The sequence below is a fragment of the Phytohabitans flavus genome (assembly GCF_011764545.1).
GTDB lineage: Bacteria > Actinomycetota > Actinomycetes > Mycobacteriales > Micromonosporaceae > Phytohabitans > Phytohabitans flavus.
Map to the genome: position 1 here is coordinate 8,028,485 of NZ_AP022870.1, position 17,340 is coordinate 8,045,824.

Genomic DNA, 17,340 nt, shown 5'->3' on the forward strand with positions numbered 1-17,340 from the left:
GGACGCACGCCGGCCCCGCCCGCCGGAGGCCAGGCGTCCGGCACCCGCTCCTGCCCCGGGCAGCCCCACGCCGCGCGGCTGAATGCCAGCTCTACACCGATAACTGCTGGTTGCTATCTAATCTGGTCGATGCTCGACCGCGCCTGCCCATTCAATTGCGTAGAACCCGGCAACGAATGAAATTCGTCTGCCGATTGAAGTTCTTTTATCGCCAGCGGTGGGTGTGAAGCCTCATGCCTCACGTTTAGGGCCGAATCAGGTCCCAGCAGCGGCAAACAGGCCGAGACTGGGATCATGACCACCGCCGACGTCAGCAGGCCCCGCTTAAGCCGGCAGCAGATCCTCCTCCTCATGGCCGGCTTGATGACCGGCATGCTGCTCGCCGCGCTGGACCAGACGATCGTCGGTACCGCGCTGCCCACGATCGTCGGCGAACTCGGGGGCATCAACCACTACTCGTGGGTGGTAACCGCGTACCTGCTGGCGTCCACCGCGTCGACGCCGCTCTACGGCAAGATCTCCGACCTGTACGGCCGCCGCCCGGTCTTCCTCTTCTCGATCGGGACGTTCCTCGTCGGCTCGCTGCTCGCCGGCCTGTCGCAGAACATGACCCAGCTGATCATTACGCGCGGCATCCAGGGCCTGGGCGCGGGCGGCCTGCTGACGCTCGCGTTCACGATCATCTCGGATGTGGTCTCGCCTCGCGAGCGTGGCCGGTACCAGGGCCTCTTCGGCGCGGTCTTCGGTATCGCCTCGGTCGCCGGCCCGCTTGTCGGCGGCTACTTCGCCGAGCACGACTGGCGGTGGATCTTCTACATCAACGTGCCGATCGCCATCGTCGCGATCGTGGTCTGCTACCACGTGATGCGGCTGATCCCGTTCCACCGCCGCCCGCACTCGATCGACTGGATCGGCGCGTCGCTCATGGTGGTCGCCGTGAGCTGCCTGCTGCTGGCGCTGAGCTGGGGCGGCAACCAGTACGCCTGGGGCTCGCCCACAATCATCGGGCTCTTCGCCGCGGGCGGCGTACTGGCGCTCCTCTTCGTCCTCCAAGAGTCCCGGGCCGGTGAGCCGATCCTGCCGCTCAAGCTATTCCGCCGCCGGACGTTCGCGCTGGCCAACACCGCCAGCTTCGTCCTCGGCCTGGTCATGTTCGGGTCGATCATCTTCATCCCGCTGTACCTCCAGATCGTCAAGGGCGCGACGCCGACCGAGAGCGGCCTCCTGATGCTGCCGATGATGGCCGGCGTGATCGTCACCTCGGTGCTCTCCGGGCAGGCGATGAGCCGGATCGGCAGGTACAAGTGGTTTCCCGTCGCCGGCTCGGGGGTGCTGACCGCCGGCATGCTGCTCTTCACCCAGCTGCACGTAAGCACCACGCTGTGGCTGGCCTTCTTCTACATGGTGGTGATCGGCGTCGGCCTCGGCCTGTGCATGCAGTCGCTGGTGCTCGCCGTCCAGAACTCGGTCGACCTGCGCGACCTCGGCGCCGGCACATCGGCCGCCACGTTCTTCCGCTCGCTGGGCGGCTCGTTCGGCGTGGCGATCCTCGGCGCGGTGCTCTCCGCGCGGCTCAGCGTCGAACTGGCCGAGCGCCTGCCCGGAGCGGTCAGCCGCCTCACGCCCGACCAGGCCGCCCGCTTCGAGGCGTCAGGCGGCGCGTCGAACTTCTCGATCAACCAGCCGTCGGTGATCCGGGCGCTGCCCGCGCCGCTGCGCGAGGCGATCCAGTTCGCGTTCGTGGACGCGCTCCACCGGGTCTTCCTGATCTCCGGGATCGTCGCGATCGTGGCGGTCCTTGTCACGCTCGCGCTGCCCGACCACAAGCTGCACGGCCCCGAGCCCATCTCCGAGGAGGACAGCGCCACCAGCGCCGAGGCACGCGCCCAGACGCTGCTCTGAGGACCTATTTCAAAACCATTTGGCCGGTACGTTCGAACGCGGCGAGGTCGGCGAGCGTCTCGTGCACGCTGCGGGACATCAGCGAAGGCATCTCGTCCGGGTGGTAGAAACCAGCGTCGATGGTCTCGTCCGTCACCCGCTCCAGCTGGCCGGCCCACCTCTCGACGCGGAAGGCGGTCACGAAGAGCTGGTAGGTGTCGGAGTACATGTTCGTGTACGTGTACGCCGGGCCGGTGTACAACGCGAACGGCGTCACCTCGGCCGCGCGTATGCCGGTCTCCTCGTACACCTCCCGCACGGCGCAGTCGGCGATCGACTCGCCCAGCTCCATGGCGCCCGCCGGGATATCCCAATAGCCGTTGTCGCGCCGCCTGATGAGGAGCAGGCGGCCCTGGTCGTCGAACACGGTCGCGCGTGCGCCGACGAACAGCAGAGTGCGGTCGCCGGCTAGTGCGCGCAGTTGGCCGAGGTACGACTCCGCCCATGGAATGCTCGCCACGGCCCCGATCCTAGATGCCCAGACGATGTCTTCCATTGATGTGATCCAGGCCACTACATTCGGAACCATGCGTAGCACGATGATGGACGCCCCACTCCTCGTCTCCCGGATCCTCGAGCACGGCAGCACCGTGCACGGCGCCGCGGACGTGCGGACCTGGACCGGCGCCGGCAGCAGCCGTATGACGTACGCCGAGGTTGGCGCCAAGGCGGCTCAGCTGGCCCACGCTCTCCGCGACGACCTGGGGGTGACCGGCGACCAGCGGGTGGCCACCTTCATGTGGAACAACGCTGAGCACCTCGTGGCCTACCTCGCCGTGCCCAGCATGGGCGCCGTGCTGCACACGCTCAACCTGCGGCTCTTTCCGGACCAGATCACGTACATCGCCAACCACGCCGAGGACCACGTCGTCCTCGTCGACAGCACGCTGATCCCGCTGCTGGCCAAGGTGCTGCCCGCGATGTCCACTGTGGAGCACGTGGTGGTGGTCGGCGGGGCGACGCCGCACCGCTGGGCGACCGGGTCGCCGTACACCGGTGGGAAGACCTGCTGCGCGACAAGCCGGAGCGGTTCGACTGGCCCACGCTCGACGAGCGCGACGCCGCCGCCCTCTGCTACACCTCAGGTACCACCGGCAACCCCAAGGGTGTGGCGTACTCGCACCGCTCGATCTGGCTGCACTCGATGCAGGTATGCGCGCCGGAGGGCTTCGGGCTCAGCCCGGCCGACCGCGAGCTCGCGATCGTGCCGATGTTTCACGCGATGTCGTGGGGGATCCCGTTCGCCGCGCTGATGTCAGGTGCCTCGCTGGTGATGCCCGACCGCTTCCTCAAAGGCGAGCCGATCGCTCAGATGATCGAGGCGGAACGCCCGACCAAGGCCGGCGCGGTGCCGACCATCTGGACCGATGTGCTGTCCTACCTGGACAGTCACGAGGTGGACGTCTCCTCGCTCAAGGAGGTCATCGTCGGTGGTTCGGCCTGCCCGCCGGCGCTAATGGAGGCGTTCCGGGAGCGGTACGGCATCGAGATCATCCATGCCTGGGGCATGACCGAGATGTCCCCGCTCGGCTCGGTGTCCCGCTCACCCGCCGGTGCGACCGGCGACGACGCGTGGGCGTACCGGATCACGCAGGGCCGCGTGCCCGCCGGCGTCGCGGCGCGCATCGTCGGCCCGCTGGGCGAGCAGATGCCCGCCGACGGCAAGTCCGTGGGTGAGCTGGAGGTCCGGGGGCCTTGGACGACCTCGCGGTACGTCGGGGAGGACGCCCCGGACCCGGACAAGTTCCACGACGGCTGGCTGCGTACCGGCGACGTCGGCACCCTGTCGGCGGACGGCTTCATCACGCTCACCGACCGCGCCAAGGACGTCATCAAGTCCGGCGGCGAGTGGATCTCGTCGGTGGAGCTGGAAAACGCCCTGATGGCCCACCCGGCCGTACTCGAGGCATGCGTGGTCGGCGTGCCCGACGAGCGCTGGGACGAACGCCCGCTGGCCGCCGTCGTGCTACGCGAGGGCGCGACGGCGAGCCCAGAGGAGCTGCGCGACTTCCTCGGCGAGCGGGTCGCCAAGTGGCAGCTCCCCGAGCGGTGGGCCTTCATCGAGTCGGTACCGAAGACGAGCGTGGGCAAGTTCGACAAGAAGCAGGTCCGCGCCAACTACGCCAACGGCACCCTCGACGTCACCAAGATCTAGGCGGACTTGCGGGCTGTGGCTTTCTTGGCGGGTGCCTTCTTGGCCGGGGCCGCCTTCTTCGCGGCGGTCTTCTTGGCGGGCTCGGCCTTCTTCGCGGCCGCCTTCTTCTCCGGCTCGGCCTTCTTGGGGGCTGCCTTCTTCTCGGGCTCCGCCTTCTTGGCCGACCGCGCGGACGAGATCGGCGTCGGCTCGCCGCCCTCCTCGCCGCGTGCTGCGCGGGCCCGCTCGACCGACGCCCTCAGCGCGGCCATCAGGTCGACCGCGGCTGCCGGGGCCTCCTCGACCTCCTCCGGCTGTACCACCTCGCGGCCCTCGACCTTGGCGTCGATGACCTCCTGGAGCGCCTCGCGGTAGTTGTCGGTGTAGTCGTCCGGGTCGAACTCGCCGGCCATCGAGTCGATCAGCGAACCGGCCATGGCCAGCTCCGGCGGGCGGACCTCGATGCTCTCGTCGAGGAAGTTGAAGTCGGGCTTCCGGATCTCGTCTGGCCACAGCATCGTGTTGAGCAGCAGCACGCCCTCGCGCACCCGCAGCGTGGCGAGCTGCTCGCGCTGGCGCAGCGCCACCTTCACGATCGCCACCCGGTCGGCGTCGGAGAGGGCGTCGCGGAGCAGCACGTACGGCTTGGTCGCCGCGCCCTCAGGCTCCATGAAGTACGCCTTGTTGTACAGGATCGGGTCGACCTGCTCGGCCGGCACGAACTCCAGCACGTCGATCGCGTGCGAGGTGCTCAGCGGGAGGTCGGCGAAGTCTTCGTCGGTCAGGATGACCATCTCGCCGCCGCCGATGTCGTAGCCCTTGGCGATGTCGTCATACGTGACCTCTTCGCCACAGATCGAGCAAGTGCGCTTGTACCGGATACGGCCGCCGTCTTCCCGGTGAACCTGGTGAAAACGGATATCCTTCTCTTCGGTCGCCGAATACAACTTTACGGCGATCGATACAAGGCCGAACGATACCGCGCCTTTCCAGATTGCCCGCATCCTGGCTCCCTACCCGTGCTGACCTGCCCGGAACCCCCGCCGCGCATCCTGTGGCACAGCCCGGTCCAAACAAGGATGGCACCGCAATGAACAGGACGCGAGGGCTTCGGAGTGGATCTAAGGTGAGATCGTGGCTGGTACGCCGCTCAAACCTATGCTCGCGACCACAGGGGAGCGGCTTCCGGCCGGTTCCGAGTGGGCGTATGAGTTCAAATGGGATGGAGTACGCGCAATTACTCAAATCGCCCAAGGTGCATCACGCATGTGGGCGCGGTCCGGAACCGAGATCACCATCGCGTACCCCGAGCTCGCCCGCCTCGGCGGCACGGTCGAGGACGCGGTGCTGGACGGCGAGGTCGTGCTGCTCGACGAGGCCGGGCGCCCGAGCTTCACGATGCTGGCCGAGCGGATGCACGTACGCGAGAAGGCACGGGCGGCCCGGCTGGCGGCGAGCATCCCGGTGACGTACATGATCTTCGACCTGCTCCGGCTGCGCGGCGCCGACCTGACCGGCTGGCCGTACCACGAGCGGCGGGCGGCACTTGAGTCGCTGGCGCTCGCCGGTCCGCGCTGGACGGTCCCGCCGACCTTCTCCGACGGCCCCGCCACGTACGCCGCCGCGCAGGAGAACCAGCTTGAGGGCCTGGTCGCCAAGCGGCTCGACTCGATCTACCGGCCAGGTGCCCGCAGCGGCGACTGGGTGAAGGTCAAGGCGGAGTTCACGGCCGAGTTCGTGATCGGCGGGTGGCGGCCCGGCGCGCGGAAGATCGGCGGGCTGCTGGTGGGCGTGCCGGGGCCGGACGGGCGGCTGGCGTTTCGCGGGCGGGTCGGCGGCGGGATCGGCGCGGCCGCCGAGCGGGCACTGCTGAAGCAGCTGGAGCCGCGGCGGGACCCGCAGCCGCCGTTCGCCGACGACATCCCGCGCGAAGACGCCCGTGGCGCGATCTGGGTCAGACCGGAGATCGTGGTGGAGGTGAAGTACGGCCAGCGCACGCCGGACGGGAGACTCCGCTTCCCGCGCTTCCTCCGGCTGCGGCCCGACATGCGACCGGAGGATGTGGGAGATGCCTAAGGAGCAGCGGATTCGGGTTGAGGTTGACGGCCAGTCGCTGGAGCTGTCCAACCTGGACAAAGTGCTCTATCCGGCGGCCGGGTTCACCAAGGGCGAGATCATCAACTACTACACGCGGATCGCGCCGGCACTGCTTCCGCACCTGCGCGGCCGGGCGCTGACCCGGATCCGCTTCCCGAACGGCGTGAACGGGCAGTCGTTCTTCGAGAAGAACAAGCCGGGCGGTACACCCGACTGGGTGCGGGTGGAGACGATGCCGGTCCCCGGGTCGTCCAAGGATCGGGAGACGATCGACTACGTCGTCGCGGACGACCTGCCGACGCTCGTGTGGCTGGCCAACCTCGCCGCGCTGGAGCTGCACACCCCGCAGTGGCGGATCGGCGAGCAGCCGGACCTGATGGTGGTCGACCTCGACCCGGGTGCGCCGGCCGGGCTGCGTGAGTGCTGCACGGTCGCGGTGCTGATGCGCGACCGGCTCGCCGAGGACGGGCTGACCGCGTACCCGAAGACGTCCGGCAAGAAGGGTATGCAGCTCAGCTGCCCGATCGCGGGTACGCAGTCGGCCGAGGAGGTCTCCGCGTACGCCAAGCGGATCGCGGAGGAGCTGGAGCGGAGCACCCCGAAGTCGGTCACGTCGAAGATGATGAAGCGACTGCGGCCGGGCAAGGTCTTCATCGACTGGAGCCAGAACAGCGCCGCCAAGACCACCGTCGCGCCGTACTCGCTGCGCGCCCAGCCCACGCCGACCGTCTCCACACCGCTGACCTGGGAGGAGGTGGAGCAAGGAGGGGCGCGGGCGTTCGCACCGGAGGAGGTGCTGGAGCGGGTCGAGGAGTACGGCGACCTGCTCGAAGACCTCCTGACACCCGGTCCCTCCCTGCCAAGTTAGTGAGTGATAGCTCAAGGAGATGGGCCGGTCCTACAACTCGCGCTCACCGGCCTTATCAACTTTTCTGACTGAGTGACAAGACAGCGAGCGAGGGATCGCACCATGGCACGTCAAGTTAGTGACCAATCACTACGTAAGCTGCTATGGACGTTCGTCGTCACTGGCGTGGCGACGTTCATGGTCGCGATGGACAACCTGATCGTCACGAACGCCCTGCCAGTCATCCGGGTCGACCTCGGCACCGGCCTCGAGGGTCTGGAGTGGACGGTCAACGCGTACACGCTCACGTTCGCCGTACTCCTGCTCACTGGAGCGGCCCTCGGCGACCGCTTCGGCCGGCGGAAGATCTTCGCGGCCGGCCTTGTCATCTTCACGGCGGCCTCTGCGTTGGCCGCGCTCTCGCCGGACATTGACACGCTGATCGCAGCCCGCGCGGTGCAGGGCCTGGGTGGCGCGATCATCACGCCGCTCAGCCTCACGCTGCTCGCCGACGCTGTGCCGCCGAAGCGGCGGGGTGCGGCGTTCGGCATCTGGGGTGCGATGAGCGGGCTCGGCGTCGCGCTCGGCCCGGTGATCGGCGGCGCGGTCGTGGACTCCGCCTCCTGGCAGTGGATCTTCTGGATCAACGTGCCGATCGGGCTGATCCTGCTCCCGCTCGTCGCCGCCGTACGGGAGAGTCGCGGCGGTGCCGGCCGGCTCGACCCGGTCGGCGTGGTCCTCGCCACCGCCGGCCTCTTCGGCGTCGTCTTCGGGCTGGTCCGCGGCGGCAGCCAGGGCTGGACCAGCGGCCCGGTGCTCCTCGGGCTCATCGGCGGCGGCGTGCTCGTGATCGCGTTCGTCGCCTGGCAGGCCCGCGCGCGGTACCCGATGCTGCCCCTCCCGCTCTTCCGCAGCCGCGGCTTCAGCGTGTCGAACGCGGTGGGCTTCGTGATGGCGTTCGGCATGTTCGGCGCGGTCTTCCTCGGCGCGCAGTTCCTACAGACCGTCCAGGGGTACTCGCCGCTCGAAGCCGGCGTGCGCACGCTGCCGTGGACCGCGGCGCCGGCCCTTGTCGCGCCCTTCTCCGGTGCGCTCGCTGACCGCATCGGCGTGCGGCGGGTGCTGGCCCTCGCGCTCGCCTTCCAGGCCGCGGGCGTCGCATCGCTCGCCGCGGTGAGCCGGCCGGACGTGCCGTACGCCGAGCTGGTGCCGCCGTTCGTGCTGGCCGGTATCGGCATGGGTCTGTTCTTCGCACCGATGGCCCGGGCCGCGATCGACTTCGCGCCGCGCGGCATGGAGGGTGTCGCTTCGGGCGCGTCCAACGCGACGCGCCAGCTCGGTACGGTGCTGGGCATCGCGGTGCTGGGCGCGGTCTTCTCGGCCGTCGGCGGCTACGCCAGCGGGCAGGACTTCGTCGACGGCATGCGCGTCGCCGAAGGGGTCGGTGCGGTGGTGCTCGCCGGCGCGGCGCTGCTCGCCCTCGCGATCCCGGAGAGCCGCCGTACCGCGCCGGACACCATGGTGCTCGCGCCGGAGGCTCAGGCGAGCACGTCGTCCGCGTCGACGATCGTGTAGGCGTACCCCTGCTCGGCCAGGAACCGCTGGCGGTGCGCCGCGTACTCGGTGTCGATCGTGTCCCGCGAGACCACCGTGTAGAAGTGCGCCTGCCGCCGGTCGGACTTGGGGCGCAGCACCCGACCCAGGCGCTGCGCCTCCTCCTGCCGGGAGCCGAACGTGCCGGACACCTGGATCGCCACCGCCGCCTCGGGCAGGTCGATCGAGAAGTTGCCGACCCGGGAGATCACGAGCGTCCGGACCTCACCCGAACGGAAGGCGTCGAATAGCCGCTCCCGCTCCTTCGTGGTCGTGGCGCCCTGCACGATCGGCGCGTCGAGTGCCTCGCCGAGCTGGTGCAGCTGGTCGATGTACGCCCCGATCACCAGCACCTGGTCGTCGGAGTGCCGCTCGACGAGCGCCTTCACCACCGGGAGCTTGGAACGGGCGGTGGCCGCGAAGCGGTAGCGCTCCTCCGACTCGGACGTGGCATACGCCATCCGCTCCTCGTCGGAGAGCGTCACCCGCACCTCGGTGCAGTCGGCCGGCGCGATCCAGCCCTGCGCCTCGATGTCCTTCCACGGCGCGTCGTACCGCTTCGGGCCGATCAGCGAGAAGACGTCGCCCTCGCGGCCGTCCTCGCGTACCAGCGTCGCGGTGAGGCCGAGCCGGCGGCGGGCCTGGAGGTCCGCGGTGAACCGGAAGATCGGCGCGGGCAGCAGGTGTACCTCGTCGTAGATGACAAGGCCCCAGTCGCGCGCGTTGAAGAGGTCGAGGTGGGTGAACGCGCCCCCGCGCCGGGTGGTGAGCACCTGGTACGTGGCGATGGTCACCGGGCGGATCTCCTTGCGCTCGCCCGAGTACTCGCCGATCTCCTCGTCGGTCAGCGACGTACGGGCGAGCAGCTCGCGCTTCCACTGCCGACCGGCGACCGTGTTGGTGACCAGGATCAACGTGGTCGCCGACGCCTGGGCCATCGCGGCGGCACCGACGAGCGTCTTGCCGGCGCCACAGGGGAGTACGACCACGCCCGAGCCGCCGGCCCAGAAGTGGTCGACCGCCTCCTGCTGGTACGACCGGAGCTGCCAGCCGTCCTGCGCCAGCGCGATCTCGTGCGCCTCGCCGTCGACGTAGCCGGCCAGGTCTTCGGCGGGCCAGCCGAGCTTGAGCAGCGCCTGCTTGAGCCGCCCGCGCTCGGATGGGTGCACCGCGATCGTGTCGTCATCGATCTTGTTGCCGAGCATGCCGGCGAGCTTCTTCGACTTGGCGACCTCGACCAGCACCACCCGATCGAGCCCGCGCAGCAACAGCCCGTGTGTCGGATGCTTGACCAGCTGGAGCCGCCCGTACCGGTCCATGGTCTCGGCCACGTCGACCAGCAGCGCGTGCGGTACCGGGTACCGAGAGAAGCGCAGCAGCGCGTCCACCACGCCCTCGGCGTCGTGCCCCGCGGCCCGCGCGTTCCACAGCCCGAGCGGGGTCAGCCGGTACGTGTGCACGTGCTCCGGCGAGCGCTCCAGCTCAGCGAATGGCGCGATGGCCATCCGGCAGGCCAGCGCGTCCGGGTGGTCGACCTCCAGCAGCAGGGTTTTGTCCGACTGCACGATCAATGGTCCGCCGCTCAAGATCGCCCTCCTCCACGAGACCCTCCAGTGTTGCACGCCCGCGCGTCTGTCCCGCGCGGGTCGGGTTTGCCCGCGTACACCAAACTGTCGCGAAGAAAGTCTTCATCAGACGCAACCGGACTGGCACTGTCGTGCGTCTACGTGACGACAACTGCTCTGGGGAGGGCGCCATGGTAGGCAAGTGCTCGCGCTTGGTCGCCGTTGCAGTCGTCGCGCTGTTCGGCGTCGGTGCGTGCGCGCTCGAGTCGCAACCTGACCAGGCTGGGGCAGACGTCCAGCCGGTGAGTGCGGGGCAGGGCGCTACGGGGGCGAGCGCCTCGCCCGACCCGGCAGCGCCGTCCACGGCCGCGCCGACCCCGTCCTCCTCGCCGCCCAAGGCCGAGTCGAGTCCGACGCCAGCGACCACGACAAAGCCCCCGAAGCCGAAGAAGACCACCAAGCCGGGCTGCCCGCAGGGTGAGAGCCAGCGCGAGGTGGAGACCGCGCTGGCCAAGCTGGGCTCCTTCGGCGAGGTCACGGTGGACGGCAAGCAGTCCGACGCCGACTGCGCGGCGATCAAGAAGTTCCAGCAGCGGTACGGCATCAGCCCGGCCGCCGGTCGCGCCGGCCCCACCACGGCCGACGTCGCGCTGCGCCTGGCCGCGACCGACACGAGCAAATGCAAGACCGGATCGGGTACCACGTTCTGCGTCGACCTCACGCACCAGACCACCTGGGCGATGCGGGGCGGCAAAGTGGTGCTCAAGCCGACGATCACGCGCACCGGGATGCCCGGCTACGCGACCCCCACCGGTGCGTACTCCGTGCAGAACAAGGCGCTCAAGGAGTGGTCCAACCCGTACGAGGTGTGGCTGCCCTACTGGCAGCGCTTCAACGGGGGCATCGGCTTCCATGAGACCACGACATACATCCATACGAAGTCGATCGGCTCGCACGGCTGCGTCAACCTGCTGCCCTCCGACGCCCGCGCCTTCTACGACCTGGGCAAGGTCGGCAACAGGGTGTACGTGTTCGGCCGCCGGCCAGGCACCTGAGGCACCCGACCGGCGGCCGGTTGGTTTTGCGGGTGGGTCAGCCGAGGCTCAGGCCGTAGACCGACATCACCTCGTTGAGCGGCTGGAAGAAGGTCGTGCCGCCGCTGGTGCAGTTGCCGCTGCCGCCGGAGGTCAGGCCGAGGCCGGAGCTGCCGGCGAAGAGCGAGCCGCCGCTGTCACCGGGCTGGGCGCACACGTTGGTGCGGATCAGGCCGCTGACGGTGCCCTGCGGGTAGGTGACGGTGGCGTTGGTGGCCGTCACCGAGCCGCTGCGGACGCCGGTGGTGCTGCCGCTGCGGCGGACCGACTGGCCGGTGACCGCGTTGCCGACCGAGGTGATCGACTGCGTGCTGCTGCCCGAGTACAGGTACACCGCGCTCGGCCGGGCGATGGTCGTGTTCGTGTACCGGACGATCCCGTAGTCGTTGCCCGGGAAGCTCGAGCCGGCGCGGGTGCCGAGCGTGACCGAGCCGTTGTTCCAGCTCGCGCCGGCGTTGGTGCAGTGGCCGGCGGTCACGAAGTAGAGCGTGCTGCCCGAACGCACGTTGAAGCCGAGCGAGCAGCGCGAGCCGCCGGTGTAGATGGCCTGGCCGCCGGCGATGAAGAGCTGGAACTTGCCGGCCGTGGTCTCCAGGCGGGCCGCGTCGCCGGCGGCGGCCACGGTGGCCTTGACCGAGTCGAGGCGGGCACCGGTGACCGTGCTGTCCACGGTGACGACGACCTGGTTGGTGGTCACGTCGGTGTGGCGGGCGATGCCGGGGGTGTCGACGGACTTCGACATCGTGGTCTGCACGGCGTCGAGCTGGGCGGTGCTGTACTTGACCGTCTTGGCGACGGCACCGGCCTGCCGGACCGCCTTCGCGGCGTTGGCGTCGGTCACCGTGACGACCATGCGGCCGCTGGCGTCGACGTACGCACCGGCCGACTGGGCGCCGAGGGTGTCGCTGAGGCTGGTGGCCGCGCTCGCGTCGGCGGCGTACAGGAGGGCGGGGCGGCCTGCGCGGCGGACGGCCAGAGCACCGCGCCGAGCAGGAGGACCGGAGCCGCGAGGATGGCGGCTGGGCGGCTGAGTTTCACGTGAGCCTCCAGGGGGTGTTTTGGGCACACGTCGGGGACGTGATGGGGGATCTCGACCGTTTTGATGCCGAGATGTGAAGAACACTTCCATCACATCTAAGAATTCACAAGAACTAATGTGTGGGGATGTATCCGGCGATATGGCCGTAAGGCGACTGGTGTACGTCAGTCGTCCAGGACCGCGGCCGTGATCCGGTGCAGCGCGAAGGTGTGCAGCATCTCGGTGCGCTCGTCCTCCGCGCGCAGGTAGCCGCCGCCGATCGAAACCGGTCGGACCAGCCGGGACGCGGTGGCGCCGTGTGCGTCGACGTACCCGACCCAGACCAGCGCCTTGTCCCGTACCGCCTGTTGCAGCACGGCGAGTGCCTGGCTGTGTGCCTGTACCGCGGTCAGCCCTTCGATGCCCTGCCCGTGCGCGGCGCGGACGGTGACCGGCGCGCGGCGGGCGACCCGGGCGGCGGCGTCGCCCCGCCGGATCTGCTCGACGATGCCGGCCAGGCGCGGCGGGGTGAGCGGCGGCGGCCCGAGCGGGTCGGTGCGCAGCCCAGCCGTCGTGCGCACCGGGGCTCGGCGGGACCTGGTGCGGCTTAGCACGGCAGCGCCGGTGGCGTCCTCGTGCACCGGCGGGTACCCGGCCTCGCGCAGCGCGGTGAGCAGCCGCCCGATCTGGTACGGCGTGACGAGCACCGTCGGGGCCAGCCGGCGCAACGTCAGCGCACCGAGCCGCTTGTCGGCGAGCAGTTGCACGAGGAGCGCTTCGTCGTCGCTGCGCACGTACGCCCCGGCGCCGCCCGCGCGCAGCCCGCCGTGCTTGCGGGCCACGTCGTCGACAAGGTACGTCAGCCCCTGTGGCACCGGCGTGCGGGATCGGCGGCGCAGGAGCGCATGCAGGTCGTCGGCCGTGTAGCCGGCGTCCAGGGCCCGCCGCACGCTCGCCTCGGTGACCCGGTGCACGCTGGCGCCGCCCGCAGACTCCTGCTCGGCGATCAGCTCCAGCTCGGCCGCGAGCGCCGGCTCGGGCGGCCCGGGTACGACCACGGTCAGGTCGGCCTGCACCAGCACGTGGTCGACCGGTGCTGGCAGGAGACCGTCGAGCGCGCCGGCGAGGTCGGCCTCCTCCTCCGCCCGTACGCCCAGCGGATCGTCGTCGGGGGCCTCTTCCTGGCTGGCGAGCACCCGGCCGTACGAGGTGAGCGCGCCGAGCCCGGTCACGCCGAGCGCGGCCGCGTCGGTGAGCACCTCGCGGTGGATCGCCTCGCGCCCCTTAGCCCGGCGCGGCGTCCGCCAGGCGAGCAGCGCGAGCACCTCGTCGGCGGTCGGGGCGGTGCCCGGCTCCAGGTCGGCGAGCACCTCCAGCACGGCCCGGCGGGCGGCCGGCGCACCGGCCCGTTCCGCCTCGGTGGACAGCACGTTGATCGGCCGGTCCCGCTCGTCGCGCTGCCCGATCAGGCCGGCCTGCCGGGTCATGACCAGCCACGCCGTGGCCAGCCGCTCCCAGCGTCGCGCGAGCGGGAGGGCGCGCCAGGTGTCGTACGCGGCTGTGGGCAGGAAGACAAGGTCGGCGCCGACCCGGGCGCCGGGCGCTTCAGCCTCGTTGACCAGTCCGGCCGCGTGCGCCACCTCCAGCAGCAGCGCGGCCACCGGCTCGTCCAGTGCGGTCGCCTTGGCCAGGCGGCGCAGGTCGCGGACGCCCAACCCGCCCGAGCGGAGCATGGTCACCGGCTCGGCGTCGATCGCGGCCAGCAGCGCCTCGGCCTGCCGTACCGCCTCCATCGCCTGCCCGGCCCCGGCGGAGTCGACGCTCTTGAGCTCGCGGGCCGCGCTGGTGACCTCCGGCGGCCGCACCTGCAACGGCCCGAGCGGGCCGAAGTCACGGCGCAGCAGCAGGCCGATCTCGCGGGGCAGCTCCATGGCCTCGCCCGAGATCCGCAAGAGCAGCCCGTTGTCGAGCAGCCACCGGACCGGTGAGTCGGCGGCCGCTGCGCCGTTTGTCAGCGTGCCCACCGGCGGCCCGGCGGCGAGGCGGTCGAGCACCGCGCGGGCCTGCGGCGGCGCGGCCAGCAGCGTCCGCCGGAGCCGGGCCGGGTCCGCGCAGAGGGCCGCCGCGACCGGGTCCAGCTCCGCGGCGGGTCGACCCAGGCCGGCGGGGTACGGCGAAGAGACCTCGTCGACGCCCCCGACCACGTGCAGAGCGTCATCCGGACCGGGAACCAGCAGCAGCTCCCGCAGCCGCCCGAGCGCCTCCCGCGCGGCTGCGGTCTCGCCCTTCGCCATCGCGAGCACGGCGCCGACCGAGGTGGTGCCGTCGCGGGGGTCGCGGGCCAGGCGCACCGCGTCGAGCACCTGGAGCGTGAACTGGTCGAGACCGTCGAGCGCGCGCGCCACCGATACCCGCGACTGGGCCCGCACCGCCAGCGCCGACAGGTCGGCTGGCACGGGCATGACCAAGTCTGGCCGGTGCTGGAGCAGCACGGCCAAGGAGCGGTCGGGTAGCGACCGCAGGTGTTCGGCGAGTGTGGTGGCCATCGTCATCCAAAGCTAGCTGAGGCCGCCTGCTGGTGCGGCCAGCGTTGTGGGTCAGTCCCTGAGCCCAATCGGTTCGCTCGCAAGCTCGCGCACGTGCGACGATGATCGCGGAAACGGTCTGGAGGAGGAGCACCGGCGTGGCTGAACCGCTGGTAGTTGGGTTCGACCTGGACATGACCCTCATCGACTCCCGGCCCGGCATCGCCGCCACGTACCGGGAGCTGTCCGCGCGCACCGGTGTGTACGTGGACGCCGATGCCGCCGTCACCCGCCTCGGCCCGCCGCTCCGCCACGAGCTGCGGCTCTGGTTTCCGCCCGAGCAGGTCGAGGAGGCCGTGGACGCGTACCGGGCGCTCTACCCCACGTACGCGATCACTCCGTCGGTCCTGTTGCCGGGCGCCGCGGAGGCGGTCGAGACCGTACACGGACTCGGCGGGAGAGTGGTTGTTGTCACGTCCAAGCTCGGCCGGCTGGCCCGCCTGCACCTCGACCATCTCGGTCTGGCGGTCGACGAGCTGGCCGGCGATTTGTTCGCTGAGGGCAAGGCCACCGCGTTAACCGAGCATGACGTGCGGCTCTACGTAGGTGATCACGTGGCCGACATGGTCGCCGCGCGCACGGCTGACATTCCTGGCCTTGGCGTCACCACCGGCCCCTGTTCGCCAGACGAGCTGTGGGCGGCCGGCGCCACCGAGGTGCTGGGTGACCTGAATGGATTCCGAGGCGCGCTGACGGGGTTGCTCCGGTTAGCCTTGTGACAAATCAGCAATCCCGCAAACGGAGTTGAGGTCAGCGGTGCCTACGGGTCGAGTGAAGTGGTACGACGCGCAGAAGGGCTACGGGTTCGTCACCAGCGACGAGGGTGGCGACGTCTTCCTGCCCAAGAACGCGCTACCGGAGGGCGTCACCGACCTCAAGAGCGGGCAGCGGATTGAGTTCGGCGTGGTCGACAGCCGCAAGGGCGCGCAGGCGATGGGCGTGACCCTGCTCGAGGCGCCTCCGTCAGTGGCCGAGCTGCGCCGGCGCCCGCCGAGGAGCTGCACGGCCTCATCGAGGATATGATCAAGGTACTTGAGGCGAAGGTCATGCCCGACCTCCGCCGCGGCCGCTTCCCAGACAAGAAGGCGGTCCAGACGGTCGCGCAGGTCGTGCACGCGGTGGCTAGAGAGCTGGAGACCTGAGCAGGGCCTCGACCGCCTTGTATCCCTCATTGCCGAGATCCTCGGTGAACTCGTTGACGTAAAGCGCTATGTGCTGGTCCACCACGTCCGGCTCCATTTCCTGGGCGTGCGCCAGCACATAGTCGCGGCTCGCTTCGGGGTGTGCCCACGCGTACCGCACCGACGCCCGTACCCACTCGGCCGCCGCATCCGGGTCCACCGAGCCGCGGCGGGCGAGGATCGCGCCGAGCGGGATCGGCAGCCCCGTTTCCCCTTCCCACCACTCGCCGAGGTCGGCGAGGGCGGTGAGGCCGTAGCGCTGGTACGTGAAGCGCGCCTCGTGGATGACCAGCCCGGCGTCGAAGCGACCCGCGGCCACGCCCGGCATGATCTGGTCGAACGGCACGACCTCCACCTTGGCCGGCGGCCGCGCGGCCGCCCACTGGCGCATCAACATGTACGCCGTGGTGCGCTCGCCCGGCACCGCGATCGTCGCGCCGGTCAGGTCGTCACGCGCGTCCTTGGTGAGCACGAGCGGCCCGCACCCGCGCCCGAGCGCCCCGCCGCACGGCAGCAGGTGGTAGTCGTCCAAGAGCCAGGGCAGCGCCGCATAACTCACCTTGACCAGGTCAAACGCCCCGTTCTCGGCCGCCGTGTTGGTCACGTCCACATCGGCGTACGTCACGTCGAACGCGGGGGCTCCGGGCACCAACCCGTGCACGAGCGCATGAAACACGAAGGTGTCGTTGGGGCACGGCGAGAAGGCAAGTGAGAGCGCCACGCCCCTAACGCTATCCCCGCCACTTCGCCGTCCGCCGTTGCGGTGATCACCTTGGGCCGTCATGAGAAGGGCGCGTCGCGGCCGAGGCGGGGTGTGCTTGCGAAGGGCTCTCGAGCTGGGCGCACCAGCGCGTCCGCCTGCGGGGGCGCTCAAGAGAGCATTGGAGTCAGGGTGGCCTAGGCGTCATGTCGCGGATAAAGATCCAAAACCAATGACATTGAGCTACCGCGATGTCCGCCGTGGTCCAGACCGTCGCTCCCGCGGCCTCACCCTTCGCGGTTGGCAACCTCACCCCGGGTCGCGGTTGGCCGACCGCGACCTCGCTGCCGGGTCCGCGCTCCAGCCGACCAGAGTGCCCACTCCGGCGGCAAAGTCGCCAGTCATCACCAGCGCGGCCACCCTAGGGAAGCAGAGCAAATGCGCCTGCGCGCCCACCTCTTCCCCGCGTCCGACAGCGATCCCGGGTCGACGCGCCCCCGTTGGATCGGTCGCGGGACCCGGAGTTGGGCTTGGACTGCGGGCCCGGCAGCGGAGGTCGGGGATTTCGGCGAGCGTCAGCGAGCC

11 protein-coding genes and 3 pseudogenes are annotated in these 17,340 nt (G+C 70.2%); 8 read left to right on the forward strand and 6 right to left on the reverse strand.

Going from position 1 to position 17,340, the window contains the following annotated elements; genetic code table 11:
• The first annotated feature begins 294 nt into the window (after nt 1-294).
• Complete coding sequence (locus Pflav_RS35545; RefSeq protein ID WP_173041079.1) at nt 295-1,902, forward strand: MDR family MFS transporter; 1,608 nt, start codon at nt 295-297, stop codon at nt 1,900-1,902.
• A gap of 4 nt (nt 1,903-1,906) precedes the next feature.
• On the opposite strand, the gene Pflav_RS35550 is transcribed toward Pflav_RS35545, so the two are convergent.
• Complete coding sequence (locus Pflav_RS35550) at nt 1,907-2,401, reverse strand: NUDIX domain-containing protein (protein ID WP_377307538.1); 495 nt, start codon at nt 2,399-2,401, stop codon at nt 1,907-1,909.
• A gap of 67 nt (nt 2,402-2,468) precedes the next feature.
• Here Pflav_RS35550 and Pflav_RS35555 point away from each other — a divergent pair.
• Nucleotides 2,469-4,096 (forward strand): annotated as a pseudogene (locus Pflav_RS35555) (fatty acid--CoA ligase).
• Here the strand turns inward: Pflav_RS35555 and ku are convergent.
• A complete protein-coding gene (gene ku / locus Pflav_RS35560) occupies nt 4,093-5,079 on the reverse strand; it encodes a non-homologous end joining protein Ku (RefSeq protein WP_173041080.1) in 987 nt (328 codons plus the stop codon). The pseudogene Pflav_RS35555 and the gene ku sit on opposite strands and share 4 nt — an antisense overlap.
• Before the next feature lie 130 nt (nt 5,080-5,209).
• On the opposite strand from ku, the gene ligD (Pflav_RS35565) reads away from it, so the two are divergent.
• The 3 genes from ligD (Pflav_RS35565) to Pflav_RS35575 all read left to right on the forward strand — a co-directional run bounded on the left by ligD (Pflav_RS35565) (nt 5,210) and on the right by Pflav_RS35575 (nt 8,594).
• Nucleotides 5,210-6,151, forward strand: a complete 942-nt coding sequence (gene ligD, locus Pflav_RS35565) for a non-homologous end-joining DNA ligase (RefSeq protein WP_173041081.1) — start codon at nt 5,210-5,212, stop codon at nt 6,149-6,151.
• The gene (gene ligD, locus Pflav_RS35570; RefSeq protein ID WP_173041082.1) at nt 6,144-7,040 is read left to right on the forward strand and encodes a non-homologous end-joining DNA ligase; all 897 of its coding nucleotides are present in this window, start codon (nt 6,144-6,146) and stop codon (nt 7,038-7,040) included. The genes ligD (Pflav_RS35565) and ligD (Pflav_RS35570) overlap by 8 nt, the downstream gene beginning before the upstream one ends.
• 102 nt (nt 7,041-7,142) lie before the next feature.
• Nucleotides 7,143-8,594 (forward strand): MFS transporter, encoded by a 1,452-nt coding sequence (locus Pflav_RS35575; protein ID WP_173041083.1) that lies wholly within the window; start codon nt 7,143-7,145, stop codon nt 8,592-8,594.
• On the opposite strand, the gene Pflav_RS35580 is transcribed toward Pflav_RS35575, so the two are convergent.
• Nucleotides 8,558-10,198 (reverse strand): DNA repair helicase XPB, encoded by a 1,641-nt coding sequence (locus Pflav_RS35580; RefSeq protein WP_173041084.1) that lies wholly within the window; start codon nt 10,196-10,198, stop codon nt 8,558-8,560. The genes Pflav_RS35575 and Pflav_RS35580 overlap by 37 nt on opposite strands.
• Before the next feature lie 170 nt (nt 10,199-10,368).
• Between Pflav_RS35580 and Pflav_RS35585 the strand changes: the two genes are divergently transcribed.
• Entirely contained in the window at nt 10,369-11,232 is an 864-nt protein-coding gene (locus Pflav_RS35585) for a L,D-transpeptidase family protein (RefSeq protein ID WP_173041085.1), read from the forward strand.
• A gap of 37 nt (nt 11,233-11,269) precedes the next feature.
• Here Pflav_RS35585 and Pflav_RS35590 read toward each other — a convergent pair.
• Both Pflav_RS35590 and Pflav_RS35595 read right to left on the reverse strand, forming a co-directional pair.
• Nucleotides 11,270-12,321, reverse strand: a pseudogene (locus tag Pflav_RS35590) (S1 family peptidase).
• 153 nt (nt 12,322-12,474) lie between these two features.
• The gene (locus tag Pflav_RS35595) at nt 12,475-14,835 is read right to left on the reverse strand and encodes a helicase-associated domain-containing protein (protein WP_173041086.1); all 2,361 of its coding nucleotides are present in this window, start codon (nt 14,833-14,835) and stop codon (nt 12,475-12,477) included.
• A 137-nt stretch (nt 14,836-14,972) separates the two neighbouring features.
• Here Pflav_RS35595 and Pflav_RS35600 point away from each other — a divergent pair, with 137 nt between their 5' ends.
• A complete protein-coding gene (locus Pflav_RS35600) occupies nt 14,973-15,593 on the forward strand; it encodes an HAD family hydrolase (protein WP_269474567.1) in 621 nt (206 codons plus the stop codon).
• A gap of 37 nt (nt 15,594-15,630) precedes the next feature.
• A pseudogene (locus Pflav_RS35605) lies at nt 15,631-16,016 on the forward strand (cold-shock protein).
• On the opposite strand, the gene Pflav_RS35610 reads toward Pflav_RS35605, so the two are convergent.
• A complete protein-coding gene (locus Pflav_RS35610; RefSeq protein ID WP_173041088.1) occupies nt 15,997-16,776 on the reverse strand; it encodes a 1,4-dihydroxy-6-naphthoate synthase in 780 nt (259 codons plus the stop codon). The pseudogene Pflav_RS35605 and the gene Pflav_RS35610 overlap by 20 nt on opposite strands.
• Nucleotides 16,777-17,340 lie beyond the last annotated feature (564 nt).

What these genes read in the sequence shown, in the direction of transcription:
- Pflav_RS35545 (WP_173041079.1), top strand. Translation starts at nt 295, where the DNA reads ATGACCACCGCCGACGTCAGCAGGCCCCGCTTAAGCCGGCAGCAGATC.
- ku (WP_173041080.1), bottom strand. Translation starts at nt 5,079, where the DNA reads ATGCGGGCAATCTGGAAAGGCGCGGTATCGTTCGGCCTTGTATCGATC.
- ligD (WP_173041082.1), top strand. Translation starts at nt 6,144, where the DNA reads ATGCCTAAGGAGCAGCGGATTCGGGTTGAGGTTGACGGCCAGTCGCTG.
- Pflav_RS35575 (WP_173041083.1), top strand. Translation starts at nt 7,143, where the DNA reads ATGGCACGTCAAGTTAGTGACCAATCACTACGTAAGCTGCTATGGACG.
- Pflav_RS35585 (WP_173041085.1), top strand. Translation starts at nt 10,369, where the DNA reads ATGGTAGGCAAGTGCTCGCGCTTGGTCGCCGTTGCAGTCGTCGCGCTG.
- Pflav_RS35595 (WP_173041086.1), bottom strand. Translation starts at nt 14,835, where the DNA reads ATGGCCACCACACTCGCCGAACACCTGCGGTCGCTACCCGACCGCTCC.